Consider the following 24,009-nt stretch of genomic DNA (forward strand, 5'->3'; position numbering starts at 1 on the left):
CTCGCTTCGTTGCGGTGGTTCTGCGTTGCGGCAGCCGGGCGCCGCCCCGGCCCCCCTCCCGCAGGGTGGCGGGCTCAGGCGCCGGGGCCCTGGGTGAGGTGGCCGGGGCCGAAGGCCTGCGGGAGCATCGCGGAGAGGGGGAGGATCCCCTCGGGGGTCTCCAGGAGGAGGTCCGGGCCGCCGAACTCGTAGAGCAGCTGCCGGCAGCGCCCGCAGGGCACCAGCACGGCGCCCTTCCCGTCCACGCACGTGAAGTGGGTGAGCCACCCTCCGCCGGTGCGCTGCAGCTCCGACACCAGGCCGCACTCGGCGCACAGCCCCAGCCCGTAGGACGCGTTCTCCACGTTGCACCCGGAGACGACGCGCCCGTCGTCCACCCGGGCGGCGACGCCGACGGGGTAGCCCGAGTAGGGGGCGTACGCGCGGGTCATCGCCGCGTACGCCACCTCCCGCAGGGCGTCCCAGTCGAAGCCGCCCGGGTCGGCGCCGGTGGTCGGCGCCGTCATCCGCCCTGGCCCTTGCGGTACGGCAGGCCGTCCGCCTTCGGCATCCGCAGGTGCTGCGCGGAGAGCGAGAGCACCAGCAGGGTGACCAGGTACGGGCTGGCGGCGACCAGCTGCGAGGGCACCTCGGCGGTGTTGGCGTACCAGAGGTACATCACCGCGGCGATCACGGCGGTGATCAGCGCGGGCAGGTACCGCTTGCGCCACACCAGGTAGACCATGCCCACGGCCAGCAGCAGGGCCACCAGCAGGAGCAGCGCGTGGACGTTGGTGGTGCCGCCGCGCAGGTTGAGGCTGTCGGTGTAGCCGAACAGGCCCGCGCCGAGGGCCAGGCCGCCCGGCATCCAGTTGCCGAAGATCATCGCCGCGAGGCCGATGTAGCCGCGGTTGGCGGTCTGGCCGTCGAGGTAGACGTTGGACGCCACGATCGACAGGAAGGCGCCGCCCAGACCGGCGAAGCCGCCGGAGATGATCACCGCGATGTACTTGTACTTGTAGACGTTGACGCCCAGCGACTCCGCGGCGACCGGGTTCTCGCCGCAGGAGCGCAGCCGCAGGCCGAAGGCGGTGCGCCACAGGACGAACCAGGTCAGCGGGATCAGCGCGAGGGCGACGACGGTCAGCGGCGACAGGTTGGTGATCATGCCGCCGAGCAGGCCGGCGACGTCGGAGACCACGAACCAGTGCTTCTGGTTGAGCGTGGTCAGCCATTCGGAGAGGCCCGGCACGTCGAAGGTGCCCAGCGACTCGATCGGCGGGGACTGCTTGGAGGAGCCCTGCTCGACGCCCTCGAAGGCGTACTTGGACAGGTAGCGGGCCATGCCCAGCGCCAGGATGTTCAGCGCCACACCGGAGACGATGTGGTTGACCTTGAAGGTGACGGTGGCGATGGCGTGCAGGAGGCCGCCGAGGCAGCCGCCGATGATGCCGAAGACCACACCGGTCCACGGTCCCCACTGGTAGCCGGCCCAGGCCCCGAACCAGGTGCCGAGGATCATCATGCCCTCGAGGCCGATGTTGACCACGCCGGCCCGCTCGGCCCACAGGCCGCCGAGGCCGGCCAGGCCGATCGGCACGGCCAGGCGCAGCGCGGTGGACATCTGGCCGGTCGAGGTGATGCCGTTGGCGCCGGTGATCATGCGGACCACGGAGACCAGCACGATGGCGCCGGCGATCAGCAGCAGCACCACGGGCAGCGACATCCGGCGGCGGCCGGGCTTGGCGGCCTTGGCGGGCCGGTTCTCGGCCGGCCGGTTCTTGGCGACGGTCGCGGTACTCATCGGGCCGCCACCTCCTTCTCGGTCTTGTCACCCTTGTCGGACGTGCCGGCGGCGGCCGCCGCGGCTGCGGCGAGCTCCTCGCCGACGCGCTTCTGCTGGCGGCGCAGCCCCCAGACGCGGACCACCTCGTAGGAGATGACGACGGCGAACACGATCACGCCCTGCATGATCATCGCGATCTCCTTCTCGTACGGCTCCGGCTGGGCGTAGTCCAGCGCCTGGGAAGCCTTGTCGAGGAAGGCCCACAGCAGCGCCGCGAGCGCGATGCCGCCGGGGTGGTTGCGGCCCAGCAGGGCGATGCCGATCGCGGTGAAGCCGAGCGTGGCGGGGAAGCTCAGGTCGTAGGTGTGCGCGTCGCCGAGCAGCAGGGGCAGGCCGGAGAGGCCGGCCACGCCGCCGGAGATCAGCATGGCGGTGAGCGTCATCCGCTTGGCGTCGGCGCCGGACGCCTTCGCCGCCTCCGGGGACTGGCCCGAGGCGCGCAGGTCGAAGCCGAACCGGGTGCGGTTGAGGACCAGCCAGTACAGGACGCCGAGGACCACGGCGAGGAAGACCAGGCCGTAGACCTCGCCGACGTCGGGGCCGAGGTCGATGCCCGGGATCCAGCCGGAGGTGTGCATCTCGCCGGTGGTCCGGTTGTTGCCGACCTGCACGCCCCAGGTGTCCGCCTGGGTGAGGTAGAGGATCAGCGCGGTGGCGATCGAGTTGAGCATGATCGTCGCGACGACCTCGCTGACGCCGCGGGTCACCTTCAGCACGCCCGCGATGCCCGCCCAGAAGGCGCCGGTGAGCACGGCGACCAGCAGCAGCAGCGGGATCTGGAGGAACGCCGGGAGGGCGATGTTGGCGCCGACCACGGCCGTCATCATGGCGGCGAGGCGGTACTGACCGTCGACGCCGATGTTGAACAGGTTCATCCGGAAGCCGAGGGCGACCGCGAGGGCGGCGATGTAGTACAGCGACGCCTGGTTGACGATCAGCACCTGGACGTCGGAGAACGCGAGCTGCTCGCCCATGATCACGTACGGCTCGATGGGGCTGCGCCCGGAGACGAGCAGCACCACCGAGGTCAGCAGGATCGCCGCGACCAGGGCCATGACCGGCCCCGCCGCGGCGAGGAGCAGCCGCTCCTTGTCGAACTTCTTCATCGTGCCTCGTCCTCCGGGGCGGCGGGGGCGGTGGAGGCGGCCGAGGGCGCCTCCGTGTGCTCGAGGTGGCCCGCGGCGGCTCCGGTCATCGCGGAGCCCAGTTCCTCCGAGGTGATGGAGGACGGGTCGGCGTCGGCGACCAGGCGGCCGTTGTAGATCACCCGCAGGGTGTCGGACAGGCCGATCAGCTCGTCCAGGTCGGCGGAGATCAGCAGCACCGCCAGGCCCTCGCGGCGGGCCTCGCGGATGACGTCCCAGATCGCGGCCTGCGCGCCGACGTCCACACCGCGGGTGGGGTGGGCGGCGATCAGGAAGCGCGGGGCGTGGCTCATCTCGCGGCCGACGATCAGCTTCTGCTGGTTTCCGCCGGAGAGCGAGCCGGCCGTGACGTCGATGCCGGGGGTGCGGACGTCGTACTCGGCGACGATGCGCCGGGTGTCGGCCTGCGCGCCCTTGGGGTCGAGCCAGAACCCCTTGGCGTTGGGCGCCTCGGTGACGTGGCCGAGGATGCGGTTCTCCCACAGCGGGGAGTCCAGCAGCAGGGCGTGCCGGTGGCGGTCCTCGGGGATGTAGCCGATGCCTGCCTCACGGCGGCGGCGGGTGGCCCAGGAGGTGATCTCCTCGCCCTCCAGGTGGATGGCGCCTGAGTCCGCCGGACGCAGGCCGATCAGGGCGTCGATCAGCTCGGTCTGGCCGTTGCCCTCGACGCCGGCGAGGCCGAGGACCTCGCCCGCGTGGATGGTGAAGGTGATGTCGTCGAGGACGGCACGGCCGCCCTCGGCCTCCAGCCGCAGGCTGTCGACGGTGAGGACCGGGCGGTCCGTCACCGTGGACTCGGCGGTCTCCGGGGTGGGGAGCTGGCTGCCGACCATCATCTCCGCGAGCTTGCGGGCGGTGGTCTGCTTCGGGTCGGCGGTGCCGACCGTGGTGCCGCGGCGGATCACCGTGATGTCGTCGGCGACCGAGAGGACCTCGCCCAGCTTGTGGGAGATGAAGATGACCGACAGGCCCTCGGAGGTGAGTTCGCGCAGGTTGTCGAAGAGCGCGTCGACCTCCTGCGGGACCAGGACGGCGGTCGGCTCGTCCAGGATGAGGATGCGGGCGCCGCGGTAGAGGACCTTGAGGATCTCCACGCGCTGCCGGTCGGCGACACCCAGGTCCTCGACCAGCGCGTCGGGGCGGACGCCCAGGCCGTACCGCTCGGAGATCTCCAGGATCCTGCGCCGGGCCGCGCCGCCGATGCCGTGCAGCTTCTCGCTGCCCAGCACCACGTTCTCCAGCACGGTGAGGTTGTCCGCCAGCATGAAGTGCTGGTGGACCATGCCGATGCCCCGGGCTATGGCGTCGGCGGGCGAGGAGAAACTCACCCGCGTGCCGCCGACCGTGATGGTGCCCTCGTCCGGCTTCTGCATGCCGTAGAGGATCTTCATCAGCGTCGACTTGCCGGCGCCGTTCTCGCCGACGAGGGCGTGGACGGTGCCCTCGTGGACGCGGAGCCGGATGTCGTGGTTGGCGACGACGCCGGGGAACCGCTTGGTGATGCCCGCCAGCTCGACCGCGGTGGCCCGCTCGGTCTGCGGAGGGCTGCTGGACGCGTCGATGGCGCACACTCCTTGGAGAAAACCTGGGGGAGAAGGGCGCCTGCCGCGAGCCGCGTCCGGCGCCCCTGCCGTTCCGGGTGGTACCACGGGCCGGGACGGAAGCCGAGGCTGCCCGCTGTCCGTTCCGCGGCCGTAACGCTGCCATTACAGCGCTCTTTTGGCCATGCCTTCCGGTCCCGCTCTGTCCGGAAGGCGTACCGCGAATCGTTCGCGCGCAAGGGTAACGCGCGTAGAACCGTCGGTGAACCGATCCTCGCGTGCGTTCGCGCACGTGGCCGGGGTGGCCGGGGAGGACCGGGTGGTCCCACAGCGCTGCGCCCCTCACCCGGGGGCGAGGGGCGCAGCGCACGGGAGCCCGTGCGTCAGGAGGTCGCGACGGTGACCTTGCCGTCGATGATGTCCTGCTTGGCCTTGTCGACGGCCTCGACGACCTCGGCCATCTCCTTGTACTTCGGGTTGGAGTCGGCGAAGCCGACGCCCTCCGACTTGAGGTCGCCACGGATGGCGCCGCTCAGCGGCTTGCCCTCGTACACGGACTTGGCGAGCTCGTACACCGCGCCGCCGACGTTCTTGGTGGCGGAGCCGAGGATGTAGTCCTTGTACTCCTTCAGCGCGTCCTGCTGGTACTGGTCGGAGTCGACGCCGATGGCCCAGACCTTGTTCTTGGCGGCCTCGGAGATGACGCCCTGACCGGACAGGCCCGCGGCGTGGTACAGCACGTCGGCGCCGGCCTCGATCTGGCCGTTGGCGGCCTCACGGCCCTTGTCCGGGCTGGAGAAGCCACCCTCCTGCGGGGTGGAGGTCAGGATCTTGTCGATGACCTTGATCTTCGGGTCGACCGACTTGGCGCCCTGCTCGAAGCCGGCGCCGAACTTGTGGATCAGCGGGATGTCGACGCCGCCGATGAAGCCGACCGTGCCGGTCTTGGAGGCCTTGGCCGCGGCAACGCCGGCCAGGTAGGAGGCCTGCTCCTCGCTGAAGACCATGGAGGCGACGTTCTTGGCGTCGACCGACTCGTCGTCGATGATGCCGAAGGTGGTGTCGGGGTACTTGGCGGCGACCTCCTTGATCGCCGGCGCGTAGATGAAGCCCACGCCGATGACCGGGTTGTAGCCCTGCTTCGCCAGGTTCTCGATGCGCTGGACCTTGTCGGCCTCGGCCTCGCCGTCGGCCGGCTCGAAGGTCTGGCCGCCGATCTTGAAGTCCTCGTCCGCCTTCAGGAAGCCGGCGTGCGCGGCGTCGTTGAAGGACTGGTCGCCCTCGCCGCCGATGTCGTAGGCCAGGCCGATGCCCTTGCCGGAGTACTTGCCGGACTCCTTGTCGCCGCCCGTGCTGGCGGACTTGCTGCTCTCGCCGCAGCCGGCGGCGGCCAGCGCCACCACCGCGACGGTCACCGCCGCGCGGGTGATCCTGTTCCTACGAGAAATGAGACGCACTGCAAGCACCCCTTCGAACTCACGGCACCGTCTCCGGCCCGCTCCGCCTTGCCGGCCCGCTCCCATGGCGAAACCGCTGCGACAGTAACGCGCGTAGAAACCTGAGGGAACTTCGCTGCCCCGGCTGTTATCGAACCGTGCCGACTCGGGGCCAAACCGGTCACCCCAGGGTTACGGACCAGTAACAGGACGGGCCGTTTCCGGAGGTAACGGACAGACCTCCGGCGCCGGGGGCGCCGGAGGACGGCACCGCGCGCTCAGCGCGCGGCGTCGAGCAGGGCGGCCGCGGTGAAGAGTTCGACGCCGACCGTGACGGCGTACTCGTCGACGTCGAAGTCGCCCTGGTGGAGGTCGCGGACCAGGCGGTCTCCGGGGGTGCGGACACCGAGGCGGGCCATCGCGCCGGGGACCTCCTCCAGGTACCAGGAGAAGTCCTCGCCGCCGAGGCTTTGCTCGGTCCCCTCCACCGCCTCCGCGCCGCGGCGGGCCGTCATCGCGTCCCACAGCAGGTCGGTGACGGTGGGGTCGTTGACCACCGGCGGGACACCCCGCACGTAGGTGATCTCCGACTTGGCGCGGTGCAGGGTGGCGACCTCGTCGACCGCGGCGTGCACCAGGTCGGCCGCCTCCCGCCAGGCGGCCAGGTCCAGGCAGCGGACCGTGCCGGAGAGCTCGGCGCGCTGCGGGATGACGTTGGGCGCGTGCCCGGACTCGATGCGGCCCCAGGTGACCGAGAGGCCGCTGCGGGCGTCGACCCGGCGGGCCACCACGGCCGGCACGTCCACCGCGATCCGCGCGGCGGCGGTCACCAGGTCGGTGGTCAGGTGCGGGCGGGCGGTGTGGCCGCCGGGGCCGTCCAGGGCGATCTCCAGCCGGTCGCAGGCCGAGGTGATCGGGCCGGTGCGCAGGCCGATCCGCCCCGCCTCCACCTTCGGGTCGCAGTGCACCGCGATGATCCGGCCGACGCCCTCCAGCGCGCCGTCGGCGATCGCGCCGAGCGCCCCGCCGGGCATGACCTCCTCGGCGGGCTGGAAGATCAGCCGCACCGGGCGGGGCAGCCGCCCCTGGCGGTGCAGCTCGGCGAGGACCAGGCCCGCGCCGAGCACGACGGTGGTGTGCACGTCGTGGCCGCAGGCGTGGGCGCGGTCGGGGACGGTGGACCGGTAGGCGCAGTCGGTCTTCATGTCCGGGATGGGCAGCGCGTCGATGTCCGCGCGCAGCGCCAGCATGCCGCGCAGCCCCGCCTCGACGGGCGCCGACGTCCCCTCGTAGGCCGCCGTGTCCCCCTCGACGCCCACGTCACAGATGAGTCCGGTCCCGCTCGCGAGCACCCGCGGCTTCAGGCCGGCCCGCTCCAGGCGCGTCTTGATCGCCTTGGTGGTGCGGAACTCCTGGTTGCCGAGCTCCGGGTGCATGTGGAGGTCGCGGCGGAACGCGATCAGCTCGGCACGCAGCTCCTCGGGGAGCGTGCCCGGCAGGGCGGCGCCGGGCAGCGCCGCCTGGGCGGCGGCCACGGCGGCCTCCGCCGCACGGGCGTCCTCGGCGGCCGCGACGGCGGCGCCCGCGACGGCTGTGGCGGCCTCCTCGGCGGTGTCCGCCGGGTCGGCCTCGGACTCTCTGGACTTCAACTGGTTCACCCTCTGCAGGGTAGGGCTGGGGGGTGGTTCTCCGCCCGGCGATCGGCGAAAAATCAGCCCGCCGGGGGACGAAAATACGGCCGCCCGACGGTTGTGGGACACCTCGCGTGGGTAGACTCCGCGGTTTTCGGGCGCGTGCCCGGCGACCGTACGGAGCCACCGCGAACCGGGCGTTCCGGCACGGTGGGCCCTGCACCACGGTTACCACGCATGGCCGAAATCACGCCGCCGCCGTCCGCCCATCGGGACGCACCGGGGCGCCCGCCAGGCGTGCGCGGGGCGGTTCGGGGGACACGCACGGGCATGTCGACCGCTTCGCCTCCCCAGCCCCCCGCGTCCACGGACACCCCGCTGAAGCGGGCCCTGACCACCCCGTTGCTCTACTTCTTCATCCTCGGCGACACCCTCGGCGCGGGCGTCTACGTGCTGGTCGGCGAGATCGCCGCGGACGCGGGCGGCGCCGTGTGGGCGCCGCTGCTGCTGGCGCTCGGCCTGGCCCTGCTGACCGCGGCCTCCTACGCGGAACTGGCCACCAAGTACCCGCGCGCCGGGGGCGCCTCGCACTACGCCACCCGGGCGTACGGGCCGTTCGCCGGGTTCGTCACCGGGTTCTGCATGCTGGCCGCGGGGATCGTCTCGGTGGGCGCGCTGGCGCGCGGCTTCGGCGGCGACTACCTCGCCGAGTTCGTGACGCTGCCGGTGGCGCTGGTCGCCGTGGTGTTCCTGCTGGTGCTGGCGCTGGTGAACGCCCGGGGCATCCAGGAGTCCACCCGGGCCAACGTGGTCGCCACGGTGATCGAGGTGGGCGGGCTGCTGCTGGTCGTGGGGCTCGGCGCGTGGCTGCTGCTGCGGGGCGACGGCGACCTGTCCCGGCTCGGCCGGCTGGGGACCCCCGAGCAGGGGGCCGCGGCGGCGCTGCTGAGCGGCGCGGTGCTGGCGTTCTACTCGTTCGTCGGCTTCGAGACGTCGGTGAACGTGGCGGAGGAGACCCGCGACCCGCGCAGGTCCTACCCGCGGGCGCTGTTCGGCGCGCTGGCCACGGCGGGGGTGGTGTACCTGCTGGTCGGCGTCGTCGCGTCGGCGTCGGTGCCGACGGAGCGGCTGGCGGGGTCCAGCGGGCCGCTGCTGGAGGTCGTGCGGGCGGCGGGGGGCGTGCCGGGGTGGCTCTTCGGCGCGATCGCGCTGGTGGCGGTGGCCAACGGGGCGCTGCTCACCGGGATCATGTCGTCCCGCCTCGCCTACGGGATGGCGCGGGACGGCCTGCTGCCGCCGGTGCTGGCGCGGGTGCTGCCGGTGCGGCGGACGCCGTGGGCGGCCATCGCGGCGACGACGGTGCTGTCGATGCTCCTCGCGGTGACCGGCAGCGTGGCGACGCTGGCCTCCACGCTGGTGCTGCTGCTCCTGGTCGTCTTCCTCGTGGTCAACACGGCGGTGCTGGTGCTGCGGCGGAACGACCCCCGCGGGGAGTCGGCGGTGGGCCACTTCCGGGCGCCGGCGGCGGTGCCGGTGCTGGGCGCCGCCTCCTGCGTGGTGCTCGCCACGCAGGTCGAGGGCGAGGTGTGGGCGCGGGGCGGGGTGGTCCTCACGGCCGGCGCGGTGCTCGCGGCGTTCGCGGCACTCCGCAACCGCCGACGCGCCACCGCCTGACCCCGCCCGCGCGGTGTGCCCCGCACAGGGCGCGTGACGGCACGGCCCCCGGCACCGGCGGCTTCCGCCCGCCCGGAGACAGCGGGCCGGCGCAACGCGCCCCGCAAGGGGCGCGGGAACTGCGCGAACCCCGGCCGCGAACCCACCGCACCCGGCGACCCACGGCGTCGGCGCCGGCGGTTTCCGACAGCCCGGACACAGCCGGCCCGCACGACACGCCCCGCAAGGGGCGCGGGGAACTGCGCGAACCCCGGCCGCGGACGGGGCGTCCGTGGCGCGGGGCGGAGCCCCGGTGTCGGCAAGGTCAGGCGGCTGCCGCGGTGGTGGTGATGGCGGTGAGGAAGCGCTGGGCGCCGGGCGCGGTGCGGGGGGTCAGCCACGTGGGGTCTATGGGGCAGGACGTGACGCGGGCCCCCGTCCCCGCCAGCGTCGGCGGCAGGGTGTGCAGCACGGTGGAGGGGAAGCTCAGGACGGTGCGGGCGATGGGCCCGCGGCGGGCGATCAGCTCCAGCGGAAGGTCGGGCCGCACCACCCCGAGCCCCGTCTCCACCGCCAGCCGGTGGAGTTTCTCCGCGCTCTCCCGCCGGTGCGCGAAGTACCGCCGCACCCCGTGCTCCTGGGCCAGCCGCCCCACCGCCGCCAGATAGGCGTCCGCGTCCACCACCCCCGTCTCCACCAGCGACGTGCCCACCAGGTCGGCCCCCTCGGTGACCGTCGGCGGCCCGAAGGAGGCGCGGGTCCACGCGAAGTCGTTCACGGTGACCACGGCCTCCTCGGGCACCTCCGCCAGCGGCATGGCGGTGAAGATCTCCACCCTCCGCCGCTCCCCCGGCGTCAGCCGCCGCCGCGCGAACCGCGAGACCGGCGCGAGCGCGAGGTCCCGGGGCGAGGGCCGCGCCCCCCGCCGGTGCCACCGCACCAGCGGCTCACGGCGGACCACCTGCGCGGTGAACTCCATCGTGGCGGTGCCGTCGTCGACGACCACCAGGTCCCGGGCGGGGGTGATGGTCAGCAGCAGCTGCACGTACCGGGAGAACGGGTCCCCCACCACGATCCGCTCGGCCCGCCGCAGCACGCCGGCCAGCCCGCCCACGGTCCTGAAGGGGGCCGACGCGCCGCCCCGGGCCTCCTCCCAGCGGATCTCGTGCCCTTCCCGCCGGGCCAGCTCCGACATCCGCCGGAGCTGGCCCCGGCTCATCGGGTCGGTCGGCGACAGCACGACGAAGGTGATCCTCGGCTCCTCGGCCTGCGCCGCCCATTCCAGGGCGTTGAGCAGCTGAACGGGGCTCTCGACGAAGGCGAGCGTGCGCGGGCTCATGGTGCTCATGGGCGTTCCGCCGTCCTGTCGCTGGAGGTGGGGGTGGGGTGTCGGTGGTGACGGTGGTGAGGCAGGGGAGGCAGGTGCCGAAGGCCCGTGGTCAGACCGCGGCCGGGTGCTGCGTGCCCGCCTCGGCGACCACGCCGGGGACCCGGCGCAGCTTCTTCATCGGGCCGAGCTCCGACTCGTAGACCTTCTTGACGCCGTCCCCCAGGGACGCCTCGATGGTGCGGATGTCGCGGACCAGGCGGACCAGGCCCTGCGGCTCGACCGAGGCGGCCTGGTCGGAGCCCCACATGGCGCGGTCCAGGGTGATGTGGCGCTCGACGAAGACGGCGCCGAGGGCGACCGCGGCGAGGGTGGTCTGCAGGCCGGTCTCGTGGCCGGAGTAGCCGATCGGCACGTTGGGGTACTCCTGCTGCAGGGTGTTGATCACCCGCAGGTTGAGCTCCTCGGCCTTGGCCGGGTAGGTCGACGTGGCGTGGCAGAGCACGATGTTCTCGGAGCCGAGGACCTCGACCGCGTGGCGGATCTGCTGCGGCGTCGACATGCCGGTGGAGAGGATGACGGAGCGGCCGGTGGCGCGCAGGGCGCGCAGCAGCTCGTCGTCGGTGAGGGAGGCGGAGGCCACCTTGTGGGCGGGGAGGTCGAACTTCTCCAGGAAGGCGACGGCCTCGGTGTCCCAGGGGGAGGCGAACCAGTGGATGCCGCGCTCCTCGCAGTGCTCGTCGATGGCGCGGTACTCGTCCTCGCCGAACTCGACGCGGTGGCGGTAGTCGATGTACGTCATCCGGCCCCAGGGGGTGTCCCGCTCGATGTCCCACTGGTCGCGGGGGGTGCAGATCTCCGGGGTGCGCTTCTGGAACTTGACGGCGTCGCAGCCGGCCTCGACGGCGGCGTCGATGAGCTTGATGGCGTTGTCGAGGTCGCCGTTGTGGTTGATGCCGATCTCACCGGTGACGTAGACCGGCCGGCCGGGGCCGACGAGACGCGAACCGAACGCGCGCAGACGGGAGTTGGTGCTTGTGATCGTGGACATGAGGGGGGTCTTCCTTACGTGATCGGTACGTCGTTCTCGGTCGGTACGGGGGTCGCGGACGGCCTCGCCGCGCCCGCCGGCCTCGGCGGCCGGGTCGAGCAGGGGCGCCAGGGCCCGGGCGCGGGCGAGGTCGTGCGGGTCGTCGATCTCCAGCACGCGGGCCGGGTCCGTGCGGACCAGGTCGGTGCGGCCGAAGAAGCGGTGCCGGCGGGCGCGGAATCCCGCCGCGTCCATGGCGTAGGCGGCGCCGGTCTCCAGGAGGTCCTGGGGACGGTCCTGGCGGCGCGGCCGGGAGGACTTGTCGTGGTTCACGCCGTGGCCCCCGTCCCCCGCGGCGCCCTCGCGCCAGACGAAGCCGTGGAACGGGGCGACGGTGACCGCGGTGTCGGCGCCGTCCTCGGCGACCGCGGCGGCGACGCCGTCGACGTCCGCGGAGGTGAGGAACGGGCTGGTGCACTGGACGAGGAGGACGACGTCGACCGGTGAGCCGGTCAGCGCCTCGTGGGCGTCCAGGGCGTGCAGGACGGCGGACTCGGAGGTGGCGGTGTCCCCGGCGATGGCGGCGGGGCGCAGGACCGCCTCCGCCCCCGCGGACCGGGCCGCGGCGGCGATCGCCGGGTCGTCGGTGGAGACCGCCACGTCGGTGACCAGGCGGGCGGCCAGGCAGGCACGGACCGCGCGGACGACCAGCGGGACGCCGGCCACCGGCGTGAGGTTCTTGCCGGGAACCCCCTTGGAGCCGCCCCGGGCGGGGATCACCGCGAGGACGCGGCGGTCCCCGGCGGCCGGCACGGCAGCCGGCGCGGGCGCGGTGGCCGTCACAGTTCCCCCAGGCGTCGGATCAGCGGGGCCACTCGCTGCACCCCGTGCCGGTAGGCGCCGCGGGCGGTCTCCCGGACCGCCCGGCGCAGCGGGCCGGGGGCGCGGTCGCCGGCGGGCGCGCCGGGCAGCGGGGCGCCGTCGGGCGCCAGGTGGTGGCGGGCGAGGACGCCGGGCAGGTAGCCGCCCGCCGTGCGGAGCGTGTAGTACGGGTCGAGCGGCGGCAGGCCGGGCGACTCCAGCAGCACGGCCAGGCGGTCGCGGGCCGCGTCGAAGGCGTGCGCGTACCCGCCGTCGGCGGCCACGCCCTGCCGGGCCAGCCACTGCTCGTCGGGGACCGGCAGGCGTCCGGCGTCCAGGTCGTCGAAGGACGCGAGGACGCCCGAGCCGGTGAAGTGGTGGTTGCCGAGCGCCTCGCGCACCCCGAGGTCGGTGAGGACCGCGGTGGGGATGCGGCGGTGCAGGGACTCCAGGGCTGCGGTGGAGGAGACCGTGACCAGCAGGTCGGTGCGGTCCAGCACCTCGCCCATGTGGCCGTACACCAGGCGGAGGTTGGCCGGCGGTTCCAGGCCCCGCACCAGCTTCTGGTAGGGCAGTTCCTCGATGTGGGTGGTCTGCTCCCCGGGCCGCGAGCGGAGCTTGAGGAGCACCTCCCGCTCGGGGTGCCGGCGGGCGTGGCGCACCAGACGCTCCAGCAGGTACGTCCGGTCCTTGCGGGACTCCGGCACGGAGGGCTGCGCGGCGAACACCACGGTGTACGGCCGGTCCTCGCCGCCGCCCCGGTACGGCTCGCCGCCCAGGAAGGGCAGCGCCACCTCGGTGACCGGTCCGGCGTCCGCGCCCACGCCCTCGTAGACGGCGCGGAAACGGTCGGCGTCCTGGCGGGAGTTGGCCAGCACCAGGTCGGCCCCGTGGCGCAGCAGCAGGCCGTCCGTGAGCTTCTCGTAGACAATCCCGACGTAACCGGTGACCACCACCGGCCGCCGCCCGCCGCTCCGGGCCCCCCACGCGTGGCGCAGGCCGTGCAGCATCGCCTGCACGCCGCCGCCCACCAGGGCGAGCAGCACGACGTCGAACGGCTCGTCGGCGGCCTCGCGGAGGAACTCGACGGCGCTCACCTCGCGCAGTGAGTCCGACCCGGCGCCGACCTCGGCGAGCTGGCGGGGCGTGGGGGTGGCGCGGCCGCGCAGGAGGCGGCCCTCGACGCGGACCTCCCGGCCGGCGGGCGCCAGCCGCCGTGCGGTGAGCGCACCCCATTTCCACCGGGTGTCGGAGTCCGCGACGACGGCGACCCTCAGGGCCGCGGGCGCCGGGCCCCTCGTTTCTGATTCCGTGGTACTTGCTGGCACACCCGGAACGCTAGGAAGCCATTCCGAGGGGCGGCCCAACCGCACTCCAACAAAGGGTGAACAGAAGGCCGCCGAGAAACCAATCGGCCGGTGGGAGGCGTTCGGGAAAACGCGGTTCACATGTTTTCCGGTCCCTGTTCACCCGCAGTCCACCGAGGGATAAGAATCCGTGCCGGGCGAGCGCCTAGCGTCGAACGCGTGGTCAAGCTCTCCGTGATCGTCCCCTTCTACAACGTGCGGCAGTACGCGCCCGACACCCTGAGGAGCCTTGAGGCCAACGCACGACCCGACGTCGAGTTCCTTCTGGTCGACGACTGCTCGACCGACGACACCACCGCCCTGCTCGAGAGGGCGGAGCGCGGACTGCCGGGCGCGCGGCTGCTGCGGCACGAGCGCAACCGGGGCATCGCCGCCGCCCGCAACACCGGCCTCACGGCCGCGCGGGGGCGCTACGTGACCTTCCTGGACGGGGACGACTGGCTCGCCCCCGGCCACTACGGGCGGCTGATCGCGGCCATGGACGACCTGGGGTGCGACTTCGTCCGCACCGACCACGTCCGCTCCACCGGCCGCGAGCGGGTGGTCCAGCGGGTGCCGCACGGGCGGCGCAACGCCGTGATGAGCCCGCGCGAGGCGATCCTGCCGGCGGAACGCTCGACCTCCGTCGACTACCCGTTCGTCTGGGCCGACGTCTACCACCGCCGTCTCGACGACGACCGGGGCCTGCTCCGCTTCACCGAGGGCCTGCACACCTGCGAGGACCGGCTGTGGACCTGGCGGCTGCACCGGGAGGCCGAGTCGTTCGCCGTGGTGAACCTGTACGGCGTCTTCTACCGCCGGGGAGTGGCCTCGTCGCTCACCCGGATCGGTGACGAAAGGCAATTGGATTTCCTGCGCGCATTCGACCTGGTAATGGCGGAGACCGCCGAGGACCGGGACGGCGAAGAACTCCTGCCGAAGGTGGTGCGCACCTATTGCGCGATGATGTGCCACCACCTGTCCGCGGACGCGGAAGGCAGATATCAGCCGTCGGTCGGCCGGAAACTCCGCACGCTGACCGCCGCCGCGCTGCGCCGGATGCCGCAGGAGGTGCTGGAGCGGACCCTGGACACGATGGACGTGGAACGCGCCACCCGGCTGCGCCGCCTGCGCCGCCGCCCGGCTGTGGGAGCCGCCGCGTGACCACGCAGATCCTCCTCGCCTCGACCCTGTACGGCGCCGCCACCCTGGCCGCCGCCCTGGACGCCGGCTGCTTCGGCGCCGCCGACCGCCGCATCCTGCTGGTCTCCAACAATGCCGCCGTCCCCGAGACCACCCCCGCGCCGGACGTGGCACCCGGCTTCGCGGCGCTGCGCGACCGCTTCGACGAGGTGCTCTCCTGGAACGCGACCATCTCCCCGTTCCACCCCTCGGGCTGGGTCCCCCGCCCCGAGGACGCCGTCCTGTGGGAGCGTCACCTGCGGCTGGCGTGGGGACTGGGCGACGACGACGTCGAGCTGGCCGTGGAGTCGATCCAGGCGCAGCCCGCGCTGGGCGTCACGCAGATCTTCACCGGCGCCCCGGTGACCGTCTACGCGGACGGCCTGATGAGCTACGGGCCCACGCGGATCAAGCTCGACCCGCTGGTCGGCACCCGGGTCACCCGGCTGCTCCACCTGGACCTGGTGCCGGGCCTGCGCCCGCTGCTGCTCACCGAGTTCCAGGTCCCCGCCGAGCTGGTGCCCACGGACGCCTTCCGCAAGGTCCTCGACGAGCTGGCCGACCACGAGGAGCTCCCCGGCCTTCCGCGGGGGGCGGCGCTGCTGCTCGGCCAGTACCTGTCCGCGCTGGACATCCTCACCCCCGACGAGGAGGAGGCGCTGCACCTGCGGATGGTGCGCGGGGCGGTGGCACTCGGCCACCGGTCGCTGGTGTTCAAGCCGCACCCCACGGCCCCGGCGGCCTGGCACCGGGCGGTGCAGGACGAGGCCGAACGCCTGGGCGCGGAGCTGACCGTGCTGGACCTGCCGGTCCTGGCCGAGGTGCTGTTCCGCCGGATCCGCCCCGCCCTGGTCGTCGGATGCTTCTCCACGGCGCTGCTCACCGCCTCCGCCCTGCACGGCCTGCCGGTGGCGCGGACCGGCACCACCCTGCTGCTGGACCGGCTGACGCCGTACCAGAACAGCAACCGGATCCCGGTGACGGTGGTCGACGCGCTGCTGCCCGACCTGGGCGACGCCGACGCGGTGCGCGAGCAGCGGCCCGGGACGACGGCCGAGGAGCTGGGGGAGCTGGTGACCGCGGTGGGTTACGCGATGCAGGCGAAGATCCACCCTTCGCTGCGTCCGGTCGCCGCGCGGTTCCTCGGGGCGCATCAGGACGAGCGGTGGCTGCGGTACTTCAAGCGCCGCCGGCTGGCCTCGCTGGGCCTGCCCGGCGGGCTGCCGTCCGGTCTGTCGTTCCTCCCCGACAACCGGCTGGCCCGCCGCATGGTCCGCCGCGCCCGCCAGGTCCGCCGCGCGGTCCGCCGCTGACCCGCCCCGCCCGGGCCACAGGACGCCGGGCGCGGGCGCGGGGCGGTCTTCCGCCCGTCCCCTCCCGCGACAGCGCGCCACGGGCCGCAGCGCCCGACGCGCACCCGCCGGCGGGCGAGCGACGACCCGCCCGCACGCCCGGCACCAGCCGCACCCGGCGGCCACAGCCGGGCACCCGGACGGCGGTCTCGGCGGACGGTAGCCGCCGGGGGCGGGCCCGAATCGCGCGCGGAACGCGCCGGACAGCGCGTGTGCGCCCCGCGGGTCGCGCAGGGTCGCGGAGGCCGCGGCAGTGGGCCCGGCGGCGCCGGCGCCCGGCTGTCGCGGCCGGGCGTCGGCGTCCGCCCCGCCGCGGAACGGCGGGGACGGACCGACGGCGCGGCGGGGCGGTCAGAAGGCGTCGGAGGGCACGTACGTGCCCCACACCTCGCGCAGGGCGTCGCAGACCTCGCCGACGGTGGCACGGGCGCGCAGCGCGTCCTTCATCGGGTACAGGACGTTGTCCTCGCCGTGGGCGGCCTTCTTCAGTGCCTCCAGCGCCGTGTCCACCGCCGCTTGGTCCCGCTCGGCACGCAGCCGGGCCAGCCGCTCCGCCTGCTGGGCCTCGATCGCCGGGTCGACCCGCAGCGGCTCGTAGGGCTCCTCCTCGTCGAGCTGGAAGCGGTTGACGCCCACCACGACGCGTTCACCGGCGTCGGTCTCCTGGGAGATCCGGTAGGCGCTGCGCTCGATCTCCGCCTTCTGGAAGCCGCGCTCGATGGCGGAGACCGCGCCGCCCATCTCCTCGACCTTGTCCATCAGTCCGACGATCAGCTCCTCCAGGTCGTCGGTCATCCGCTCCACGACGTAGGAGCCGGCGAACGGGTCGACGGTGGCCGTCACGTCGGTCTCGTAGGCGAGGACCTGCTGGGTGCGCAGCGCCAGGCGGGCCGACTTGTCGGTGGGCAGGGCGATGGCCTCGTCGAAGGAGTTGGTGTGCAGCGACTGCGTGCCGCCGAGCACCGCGGCGAGGCCCTGGACCGCGACGCGGACCAGGTTGACCTCGGGCTGCTGGGCGGTGAGCTGGACGCCCGCGGTCTGGGTGTGGAAGCGGAGCATCATCGACTTGGGGTTCTTCGCGCCGAACTCCTCGCGCATGACGCGGGCCCAGATGCGGCGGGCGGCACGGAACTTGGCGACCTCTTCGAGGATCGTGGTGCGGGCCACGAAGAAGAACGACAGCCGGGGCGCGAAGTCGTCCACGTCCATGCCGGCGGCGACCGCGGTGCGGACGTACTCGATGCCGTCGGCGAGGGTGAAGGCGATCTCCTGCGCGGGCGAGGCGCCGGCCTCGGCCATGTGGTAGCCGGAGATCGAGATGGTGTTCCACTTCGGGATCTCGGCCTTGCAGTACTTGAAGATGTCCGCGATCAGCCGCAGCGACGGCTTGGGCGGGAAGATGTAGGTCCCGCGGGCGATGTACTCCTTCAGCACGTCGTTCTGGATGGTGCCGGTGAGCTTGTCGGCACCGACGCCCTGCTCCTCGGCGACCAGTTGGTAGAGCAGGAGCAGCAGGGAGGCGGGCGCGTTGATGGTCATCGACGTGGACACCTTGTCCAGCGGGATGCCGTCGAAGAGGACCCGCATGTCGTCGACGGAGTCGATCGCGACGCCGACCTTGCCGACCTCGCCGTGGGCGATCGGGGCGTCGGAGTCGTGGCCCATCTGGGTGGGCAGGTCGAAGGCGACCGAGAGGCCCATCGTGCCGTTGGCGATGAGCTGCTTGTACCGCTGGTTGGACTCGACGGCGGTACCGAAGCCCGCGTACTGCCGCATGGTCCAGGGGCGGCCCGTGTACATCGACGGGTAGACGCCGCGGGTGAAGGGGTACGAGCCCGGCTCACCGACCTTGCCGGCCGGTTCCCAGCCCTCCAGGGCACCCGGTCCGTAGACCGGCTCGATGGGCAGTCCGGACTCCGACTCGCGCGCCATGGAATGTGCCTCCGCGTCCTTGCTGGTTCACGCCGTTGGGGTCACTCACCGAGACCGGGGAGACCTGCCACGGACTGTAGCGGCGGGCCCGCTGTGGGTGGAGGGTCACGCGCTGGGACCTTGCTCACAACACGCGGCGCACGACACGCGAGGGTGAGCCGTGGTTCAGCCACCGGCCGGTGCGGGGAGCATGACGGCAACAGGCGCATCAGGCCGGGTGCGGCACACGGACGACGGGGGTCGCCGCGATGGGAAGACGGAAGACGACGTGGTGGGCGGCGGCCTCGCTGGTGGTGGTGGCGGCCGCCGTCGCGGGGTGCACGGTTCAGCCGGGCAGCGAGCCCTCCTGGACCGGGGCCACCGACGACGAGCGCAACGCCGGGCGGGCCGCCCCCTCGCCCGCCGCGCCGGCGCCGGAGAAGCCGGACCCGGGCCCCTCGCCGTCCGGGAGTCCGTCCGGTGGTCCGTCGGGGAGTCCCTCCGCCCGCCGTGCCACGCCGTCGCCCTCCCCCACACCGGCGAAGGTGCTGTGGGAGCCGGGCGACAAGGGCCGTGACGTCCGGGAACTCCAGGCCCGGCTGCGGCAGATCGCCTGGCTGTACGAGGGGCCCACCGGGGTGTACGACCGGGCCACCGAGGAGGCGGTCAAGGGCTTCCAGGGGAAGCGGGGACTGCCGCGCACCGGGCGGATGGATACGGCCGGATGGCAGCGGCTGCTGGACATGACCCGGGAACCGGGCCGGTGGGAGCTGTACCTGATGGGCGGTCAGAAGCCGGGGCCGCCCGACCCGCGCTGCCTGGAGGGGCGGGTGCTGTGCGTCGACAAGACGACGCGCACCCTGCGCTGGATGGTGGACGGCAGGACGGTCTCCCACATGGCGGTGCGCTTCGGCTCGGTGGCCACCCCCACCCGCGAGGGCGAGTTCACCGTCTACTGGAAGTCCCGGCACCACGTCTCGACGCTCTACGACTCGCCGATGCCGTACGCCATGTTCTTCAGCGGCGGTCAGGCGGTCCACTACTCGCCGGACTTCGCCACCCGGGGCTACGCGGGCGCCTCCCACGGCTGCGTCAACGTGCGGGACGAGAAGGCGATCGCCGGGCTGTTCGCGTCGGTGCGGGAGGGCGACAAGGTCGTCGTCCACCGGTAGCCGGGGCCGTCGGGGAGGGGTGCGCGGGCGGGGCAGGGGGAACGTGTCCCGCCCGCGCGGGGTGCGGGGCCAGGTGTACGGGGGGGAACCCTGGCTCCGCGGCAGCCGATGACCAGTCGGCCCACTTCACTCAGCGCCGTGTGCCCCGAAAATGTCACCGGATGCCTCCGGGACACGGGGCGAGGGCCCCGCAGCGTGCTGCGGGGCCCTCGGCCTGTGCGTTCCGCCGGGTGGCGGCGGGGGTCAGATGCGACGCGTGATCAGCGCGCGCTTGACCTCCTGGATCGCCTTGGTGATCTCGATGCCACGGGGGCAGGCGTCCGTGCAGTTGAAGGTGGTGCGGCAGCGCCACACGCCGTCACGGTCGTTGAGGATCTCCAGGCGCTGCTCGCCCGCCTCGTCACGGCTGTCGAAGATGAAGCGGTGGGCGTTCACGATGGCGGCCGGACCGAAGTACTGGCCGTCGTTCCAGAACACCGGGCAGGACGACGTGCACGCGGCGCACAGGATGCACTTGGTGGTGTCGTCGAACCGCTCGCGGTCCTCGGCGGACTGCAGACGCTCACGCGTCGGCTCGTTGGTGTCCTTCGTGATCAGGAAGGGCATCACGTCGCGGTAGGCCTGGAAGAACGGCTCCATGTCGACGACGAGGTCCTTGAGCACGGTCAGGCCCTTTATGGCCTCGACGGTGATCGGCTTCTCGGGGTTGATGTCCTTGATCAGCGTCTTGCACGCCAGGCGGTTCTTGCCGTTGATCCGCATGGCGTCGGAGCCGCAGATGCCGTGCGCGCAGGAGCGGCGGAAGGTGAGCGTGCCGTCCAGGTCCCACTTGATCTTGTGGAGACCGTCGAGCACACGCTCCTTCGGGTCCATCTCCAGCGTGAAGTCCTGCCACTCCGCCTCGGCGGACACCTCGGGGTTGAAGCGCCGGACGCGGAAGGTGACCGTGATGTACGGGGAGTCGGCGAAACCGGGCTCGGCGCCGCCGTCGGTCTTCTCCAGGGTCGGGGTTGCCATCAGTACTTACGCTCCATCGGCTGGTAGCGGGTCTGGACGACCGGCTTGTAGTCGAGACGGATGCTCGCGGAGCCGTCCTCGGCCACCTCTCGGTACGCCATGGTGTGGCGCATGAAGTTGACGTCGTCGCGGTTCGGGTAGTCCTCGCGGTAGTGGCCGCCGCGGGACTCCTTGCGGGCCAGCGCGGAGACGGCCATGACCTCGGCCAGCTCGAGCAGGTTGCCCAGCTCGATGGCCTCGAGCAGGTCGGTGTTGAACCGCTTGCCCTTGTCCTGGATCGAGACGTTCCTGTACCGCTCGCGCAGCTCGCGGATCTTCTCCACGGCCGCCTGGATCGTCTTCTCGGTGCGGAACACCATGACGTTGGCGTCCATGGTGTCCTGCAGCTCGCGGCGGATGTCCGCCACGCGCTCCTCGCCCGTGGCGGAGCGCAGGCGCTCGACCTCCGAGACCACGAACTCCGCCGGGTTCTCCGGCAGCGGGGCGTAGTCGGCGGAGTGGGCGTACGCGGCGGCCGCGATGCCGGAGCGCTTGCCGAAGACGTTGATGTCCAGCAGCGAGTTGGTGCCCAGGCGGTTGGCGCCGTGCACCGACACGCAGGCGACCTCGCCGGCGGCGTACAGGCCCGGCACCACCGTGGTGTTGTCGGCGAGGACCTCGCCCTCCACGTTGGTGGGGATGCCGCCCATGGCGTAGTGCGCGGTGGGCTGGATCGGGATCGGGTCCGTGTAGGGCTCGATGCCGAGGTAGGTGCGCGCGAACTCGGTGATGTCCGGCAGCTTGGCGTCCAGCTGCTCCGGCGGCAGGTGGGTGAGGTCCAGGTAGACGTGGTCGCCCTCGGGACCGCAGCCGCGGCCCTCGCGGATCTCCGTGTAGATGGAGCGGGAGACGACGTCGCGGGAGGCGAGGTCCTTCATCACCGGCGCGTACTTCTCCATGAAGCGCTCGCCGTGCTTGTTGCGGAGGATGCCGCCCTCACCGCGGGCGCCCTCGGTGAGCAGGATGCCCATGCGCCAGATGCCGGTCGGGTGGAACTGGAAGAACTCCATGTCCTCCAGCGGGATGCCCCGGCGGTAGACGGCCGCCTGGCCGTCACCGGTGAGGGTGTGCGCGTTGGAGGTCACGCGGAAGAACTTGCCGGTGCCGCCGGAGGCGTAGATGACCGACTTCGCGTGGAAGACGTGGATCTCACCGGTGGCCAGCTCGTAGGCGACGACGCCGGCCGAGACCTGCTTGCCGTCGACCTCGGTGAGCAGCTGGTCGAGGACGTAGAACTCGTTGAAGAACTCCACGCCCTCCTTGACGCAGTTCTGGTACAGCGTCTGGAGGATCATGTGGCCGGTGCGGTCCGCGGCGTAGCAGGACCGGCGGACCGGGGCCTCGCCGTGGTTGCGGGAGTGACCGCCGAAGCGTCGCTGGTCGATGCGGCCCTCGGGCGTCCGGTTGAACGGCAGGCCCATCTTCTCCAGGTCGAGGACCGAGTCGATGGCCTCCTTCGCCAGGATCTCCGCGGCGTCCTGGTCGACCAGGTAGTCACCGCCCTTGACCGTGTCGAAGGTGTGCCACTCCCAGTTGTCCTCCTCCACGTTGGCCAGCGCGGCGGCCATGCCGCCCTGCGCGGCGCCCGTGTGGGAGCGGGTCGGGTAGAGCTTCGTCAGCACGGCGGTGCGGCTGCGCTTCGTCGCCTCGATGGCGGCGCGCATGCCGGCGCCGCCGGCGCCGACGATGACGGTGTCGTACTTGTGGATCTTCATGAAGTCTGCAGCCCCGGTCTAGCGGATGTTCGGGTCGAAGGTGAAGATCACCAGCGTGCCCAGCAGGATGGTGAACACCGTGGCGGTGTAGAGGAGGCCCTTGAGCCACACCCGGGTGTTCGCGCGCTCCGCGTAGTCGTTGATGATCGTGCGCAGGCCGATGGTGCCGTGGAGCATGGCGAGCCACAGCATCAGCAGGTCCCAGACCTGCCAGAACGGCGAGGCCCAGCGGCCGGCCACGAAGGCGAAGCCGATCTTCTGCACGCCGCCGTCCAGCACCAGCTGCACCACGAGGTGGCCGATGACCAGGACGACGAGCACGACGCCGGACAGGCGCATGAAGAGCCACGCGTACAGCTCGAAGTTGCCCCGGGTGGACCGCGGGGTCTTCTTGGTGCGCTGGCGCGGGGGCTCGATGACGGGAGCCGGGTTGTCGACGGAGTAGAGGGAGTCCCCCTCGACCGGGCCGATGCCCGAGGCGGCGGTGTCGGTCTTGACGGTGTTGTTCGACATGCTTCGCGTCAGCTCCCGAAGACTTCAGCAGCGGCGTGACCGAGGACGGGGTACAGCGCGCCGATCATGAGCACGACCCACACGCCGACGACGGCCCAGAGCATCTGCTTCTGGTAGCGCGTGCCCTTCGACCAGAAGTCGACGGCGATGACACGCAGGCCGTTCAGCGCGTGGAAGAGGATGGCGGCGACGAGGCCGTACTCCAGCAGCGCGACAAGGGGCGTCTTGTACGTGGCCACGACCTCGTCGTAGGCCTCGGGGGAGACACGCACGAGAGCGGTGTCCAGCACGTGGACGAACAGGAAGAAGAAGATCAGCACGCCGGTGACTCGGTGAGCCACCCACGACCACATTCCTTCCCGTCCGCGGTAAAGCGTTCCAGCCGGCACGGAAGAACCCTCCGGGAGCGGGGATTGGGGCCTCGCCGGCTTTGTCTGTCGGTCGGGCCCGGCCGGGTACGGTCCACCGGCCCCGGCCATCGTAGCGACGTGGTGTCGGAACCTTTAGCGCAGCCCTGCCGATGTGATCAAACCGGTAGCCCCAGCGGGGGTGCGAATGGGGGGAATTCAGCACATCCGGCATCAAAATCCCCGGCACGATCGGAACGAATCAGTCGGGTGAGTCGTTCCCGCGCCAGTTGCCGCAGCTCCTCCGCGGCGAGCACACGCTCGTCCTCCGGCGCCAGGGCCAGCCGGTCGCGGACCGTGGCGAGGAGGTGGTTGAGGGCGTCCTCCGGATCCACCCCCTCCAGCGAGAGCACGAAGCCGTGCCCGAACTTCTGTTCGTAGGCCACCCAGGCGGCGCGCACCGCGGTACGGGCGGCGCGGGGCATGGACCGCACCACCCGCAGCTGCTGCTCGGACCACAGTCCGCTCCCGGCGCCGGGCGCGGGAGGCGTGGCCGTCGGGTCGTCGGCGGCCAGGAAGGCCAGGGCGAGGTCATCCGTCCGGAGCAGCCGGCACTCCTCGCGTACGGCGTGGAGCAGTTCGTCGGGCGAGAGGTCGTAGGCCGCCTCGTCGGAGGCGGCGAGCAGGGAGGCGAGGTCCGGGTACGGGCGGTGGGCCGCCATCCGGAGGGCCCAGCGGGGGTTGCGCAGACAGCGGGCCAGGAGGTGCCGGGCGGCGGTCTCGGTCTTCCCGTTGAACCGCTCCAGGCCCTCGGGGGCGACATGGCCCTGTTCCGGGATGCGTGTCGAAGGCAGCGGAGGTCCTCGGCGGGTTCCGGGGCGCCACGAGGGGCGCCGCGTGGGGTACGGCAGGAACATGCGCGGACGATGCGTGAGGTGTGGACACACGGTAGCGGCGTGGCCACGG

The 24,009-nt window shown here is 72.4% G+C and carries 19 protein-coding genes and 1 pseudogene; 4 read left to right on the forward strand and 16 right to left on the reverse strand.

Annotated elements, in window-relative coordinates; genetic code table 11:
- Positions 1-74: 74 nt before the first annotated feature.
- The 6 genes from GBN72_RS11775 to GBN72_RS11800 form a co-directional block, all read right to left on the reverse strand.
- Positions 75-506 carry a cytidine deaminase gene (locus GBN72_RS11775; protein ID WP_151771647.1) on the reverse strand — a complete coding sequence of 144 codons (432 nt, stop codon included), beginning with the start codon at positions 504-506 and terminating at the stop codon, positions 75-77.
- The gene (locus tag GBN72_RS11780; protein ID WP_151771648.1) at positions 503-1,783 is read right to left on the reverse strand and encodes an ABC transporter permease; all 1,281 of its coding nucleotides are present in this window, start codon (positions 1,781-1,783) and stop codon (positions 503-505) included. The genes GBN72_RS11775 and GBN72_RS11780 overlap by 4 nt, the downstream gene beginning before the upstream one ends.
- Positions 1,780-2,931, reverse strand: coding sequence for an ABC transporter permease (locus GBN72_RS11785; RefSeq protein ID WP_151771649.1), 1,152 nt, complete (start codon positions 2,929-2,931; stop codon positions 1,780-1,782). Before GBN72_RS11785 ends, GBN72_RS11780 begins: the two co-directional genes overlap by 4 nt.
- Positions 2,928-4,541, reverse strand: a complete 1,614-nt coding sequence (locus tag GBN72_RS11790; protein ID WP_174887118.1) for an ABC transporter ATP-binding protein — start codon at positions 4,539-4,541, stop codon at positions 2,928-2,930. Before GBN72_RS11790 ends, GBN72_RS11785 begins: the two co-directional genes overlap by 4 nt.
- 353 nt (positions 4,542-4,894) lie before the next feature.
- The gene (locus GBN72_RS11795) at positions 4,895-5,959 is read right to left on the reverse strand and encodes a BMP family lipoprotein (RefSeq protein ID WP_151772004.1); all 1,065 of its coding nucleotides are present in this window, start codon (positions 5,957-5,959) and stop codon (positions 4,895-4,897) included.
- A 266-nt stretch (positions 5,960-6,225) separates the two neighbouring features.
- The gene (locus GBN72_RS11800) at positions 6,226-7,482 is read right to left on the reverse strand and encodes an amidohydrolase (protein WP_151772005.1); all 1,257 of its coding nucleotides are present in this window, start codon (positions 7,480-7,482) and stop codon (positions 6,226-6,228) included.
- Positions 7,483-7,908: 426 nt separating this feature from the next.
- Between GBN72_RS11800 and GBN72_RS11805 the strand changes: the two genes are divergently transcribed.
- Positions 7,909-9,252: an APC family permease gene (locus GBN72_RS11805; RefSeq protein ID WP_151771650.1), complete on the forward strand. Its 1,344-nt coding sequence runs from the start codon at positions 7,909-7,911 to the stop codon at positions 9,250-9,252.
- Positions 9,253-9,556: 304 nt separating this feature from the next.
- Here GBN72_RS11805 and GBN72_RS11810 read toward each other — a convergent pair whose 3' ends face one another.
- The 4 genes and pseudogenes from GBN72_RS11810 to GBN72_RS11820 all read right to left on the reverse strand — a co-directional run bounded on the left by GBN72_RS11810 (position 9,557) and on the right by GBN72_RS11820 (position 13,777).
- The gene (locus GBN72_RS11810) at positions 9,557-10,579 is read right to left on the reverse strand and encodes a hypothetical protein (RefSeq protein WP_164540568.1); all 1,023 of its coding nucleotides are present in this window, start codon (positions 10,577-10,579) and stop codon (positions 9,557-9,559) included.
- A gap of 91 nt (positions 10,580-10,670) precedes the next feature.
- Positions 10,671-11,609: an N-acetylneuraminate synthase family protein gene (locus GBN72_RS35205; protein ID WP_246212461.1), complete on the reverse strand. Its 939-nt coding sequence runs from the start codon at positions 11,607-11,609 to the stop codon at positions 10,671-10,673.
- Between the two features lie 381 nt (positions 11,610-11,990).
- Positions 11,991-12,431 (reverse strand): annotated as a pseudogene (locus tag GBN72_RS35210) (acylneuraminate cytidylyltransferase family protein); the annotation flags it as partial.
- Positions 12,428-13,777 (reverse strand): DUF6716 putative glycosyltransferase, encoded by a 1,350-nt coding sequence (locus GBN72_RS11820; RefSeq protein WP_151771652.1) that lies wholly within the window; start codon positions 13,775-13,777, stop codon positions 12,428-12,430. The gene GBN72_RS11820 and the pseudogene GBN72_RS35210, both read right to left, overlap by 4 nt.
- A 198-nt stretch (positions 13,778-13,975) precedes the next feature.
- Between GBN72_RS11820 and GBN72_RS11825 the strand changes: the two genes are divergently transcribed.
- Positions 13,976-14,959, forward strand: coding sequence for a glycosyltransferase family 2 protein (locus GBN72_RS11825; protein WP_151771653.1), 984 nt, complete (start codon positions 13,976-13,978; stop codon positions 14,957-14,959).
- The gene (locus GBN72_RS11830; protein WP_151771654.1) at positions 14,956-16,290 is read left to right on the forward strand and encodes a polysialyltransferase family glycosyltransferase; all 1,335 of its coding nucleotides are present in this window, start codon (positions 14,956-14,958) and stop codon (positions 16,288-16,290) included. The genes GBN72_RS11825 and GBN72_RS11830 overlap by 4 nt, the downstream gene beginning before the upstream one ends.
- 390 nt (positions 16,291-16,680) lie before the next feature.
- On the opposite strand, the gene GBN72_RS11835 is transcribed toward GBN72_RS11830, so the two are convergent.
- Positions 16,681-18,261, reverse strand: coding sequence for an acyl-CoA mutase large subunit family protein (locus GBN72_RS11835; RefSeq protein ID WP_151771655.1), 1,581 nt, complete (start codon positions 18,259-18,261; stop codon positions 16,681-16,683).
- Positions 18,262-18,509: 248 nt separating this feature from the next.
- On the opposite strand from GBN72_RS11835, the gene GBN72_RS11840 reads away from it, so the two are divergent.
- On the forward strand, positions 18,510-19,412 hold the full coding sequence (locus tag GBN72_RS11840; RefSeq protein WP_151771656.1) for a L,D-transpeptidase family protein: 903 nt from the start codon (positions 18,510-18,512) through the stop codon (positions 19,410-19,412).
- A 243-nt stretch (positions 19,413-19,655) separates the two neighbouring features.
- Here the strand turns inward: GBN72_RS11840 and GBN72_RS11845 are convergent, their stop codons facing one another.
- The 5 genes from GBN72_RS11845 to GBN72_RS11865 form a co-directional block, all read right to left on the reverse strand.
- The gene (locus GBN72_RS11845) at positions 19,656-20,429 is read right to left on the reverse strand and encodes a succinate dehydrogenase iron-sulfur subunit (RefSeq protein ID WP_151771657.1); all 774 of its coding nucleotides are present in this window, start codon (positions 20,427-20,429) and stop codon (positions 19,656-19,658) included.
- Complete coding sequence (sdhA, locus tag GBN72_RS11850) at positions 20,429-22,183, reverse strand: succinate dehydrogenase flavoprotein subunit (RefSeq protein ID WP_151771658.1); 1,755 nt, start codon at positions 22,181-22,183, stop codon at positions 20,429-20,431. The genes GBN72_RS11845 and sdhA overlap by 1 nt, the downstream gene beginning before the upstream one ends.
- Before the next feature lie 18 nt (positions 22,184-22,201).
- Complete coding sequence (gene sdhD / locus GBN72_RS11855; RefSeq protein WP_151771659.1) at positions 22,202-22,696, reverse strand: succinate dehydrogenase, hydrophobic membrane anchor protein; 495 nt, start codon at positions 22,694-22,696, stop codon at positions 22,202-22,204.
- An 8-nt stretch (positions 22,697-22,704) separates the two neighbouring features.
- Positions 22,705-23,085 carry a succinate dehydrogenase, cytochrome b556 subunit gene (gene sdhC / locus GBN72_RS11860; protein ID WP_151771660.1) on the reverse strand — a complete coding sequence of 127 codons (381 nt, stop codon included), beginning with the start codon at positions 23,083-23,085 and terminating at the stop codon, positions 22,705-22,707.
- A 137-nt stretch (positions 23,086-23,222) separates the two neighbouring features.
- Positions 23,223-23,960 carry a 2-oxo-4-hydroxy-4-carboxy-5-ureidoimidazoline decarboxylase gene (locus GBN72_RS11865; RefSeq protein WP_151771661.1) on the reverse strand — a complete coding sequence of 246 codons (738 nt, stop codon included), beginning with the start codon at positions 23,958-23,960 and terminating at the stop codon, positions 23,223-23,225.
- Between the last annotated feature and the right edge of the window lie 49 nt (positions 23,961-24,009).

Origin of the sequence: Streptomyces abyssomicinicus, from assembly GCF_008974245.1 — a bacterium.
In the GTDB taxonomy this organism is placed as follows: domain Bacteria; phylum Actinomycetota; class Actinomycetes; order Streptomycetales; family Streptomycetaceae; genus Streptomyces; species Streptomyces abyssomicinicus.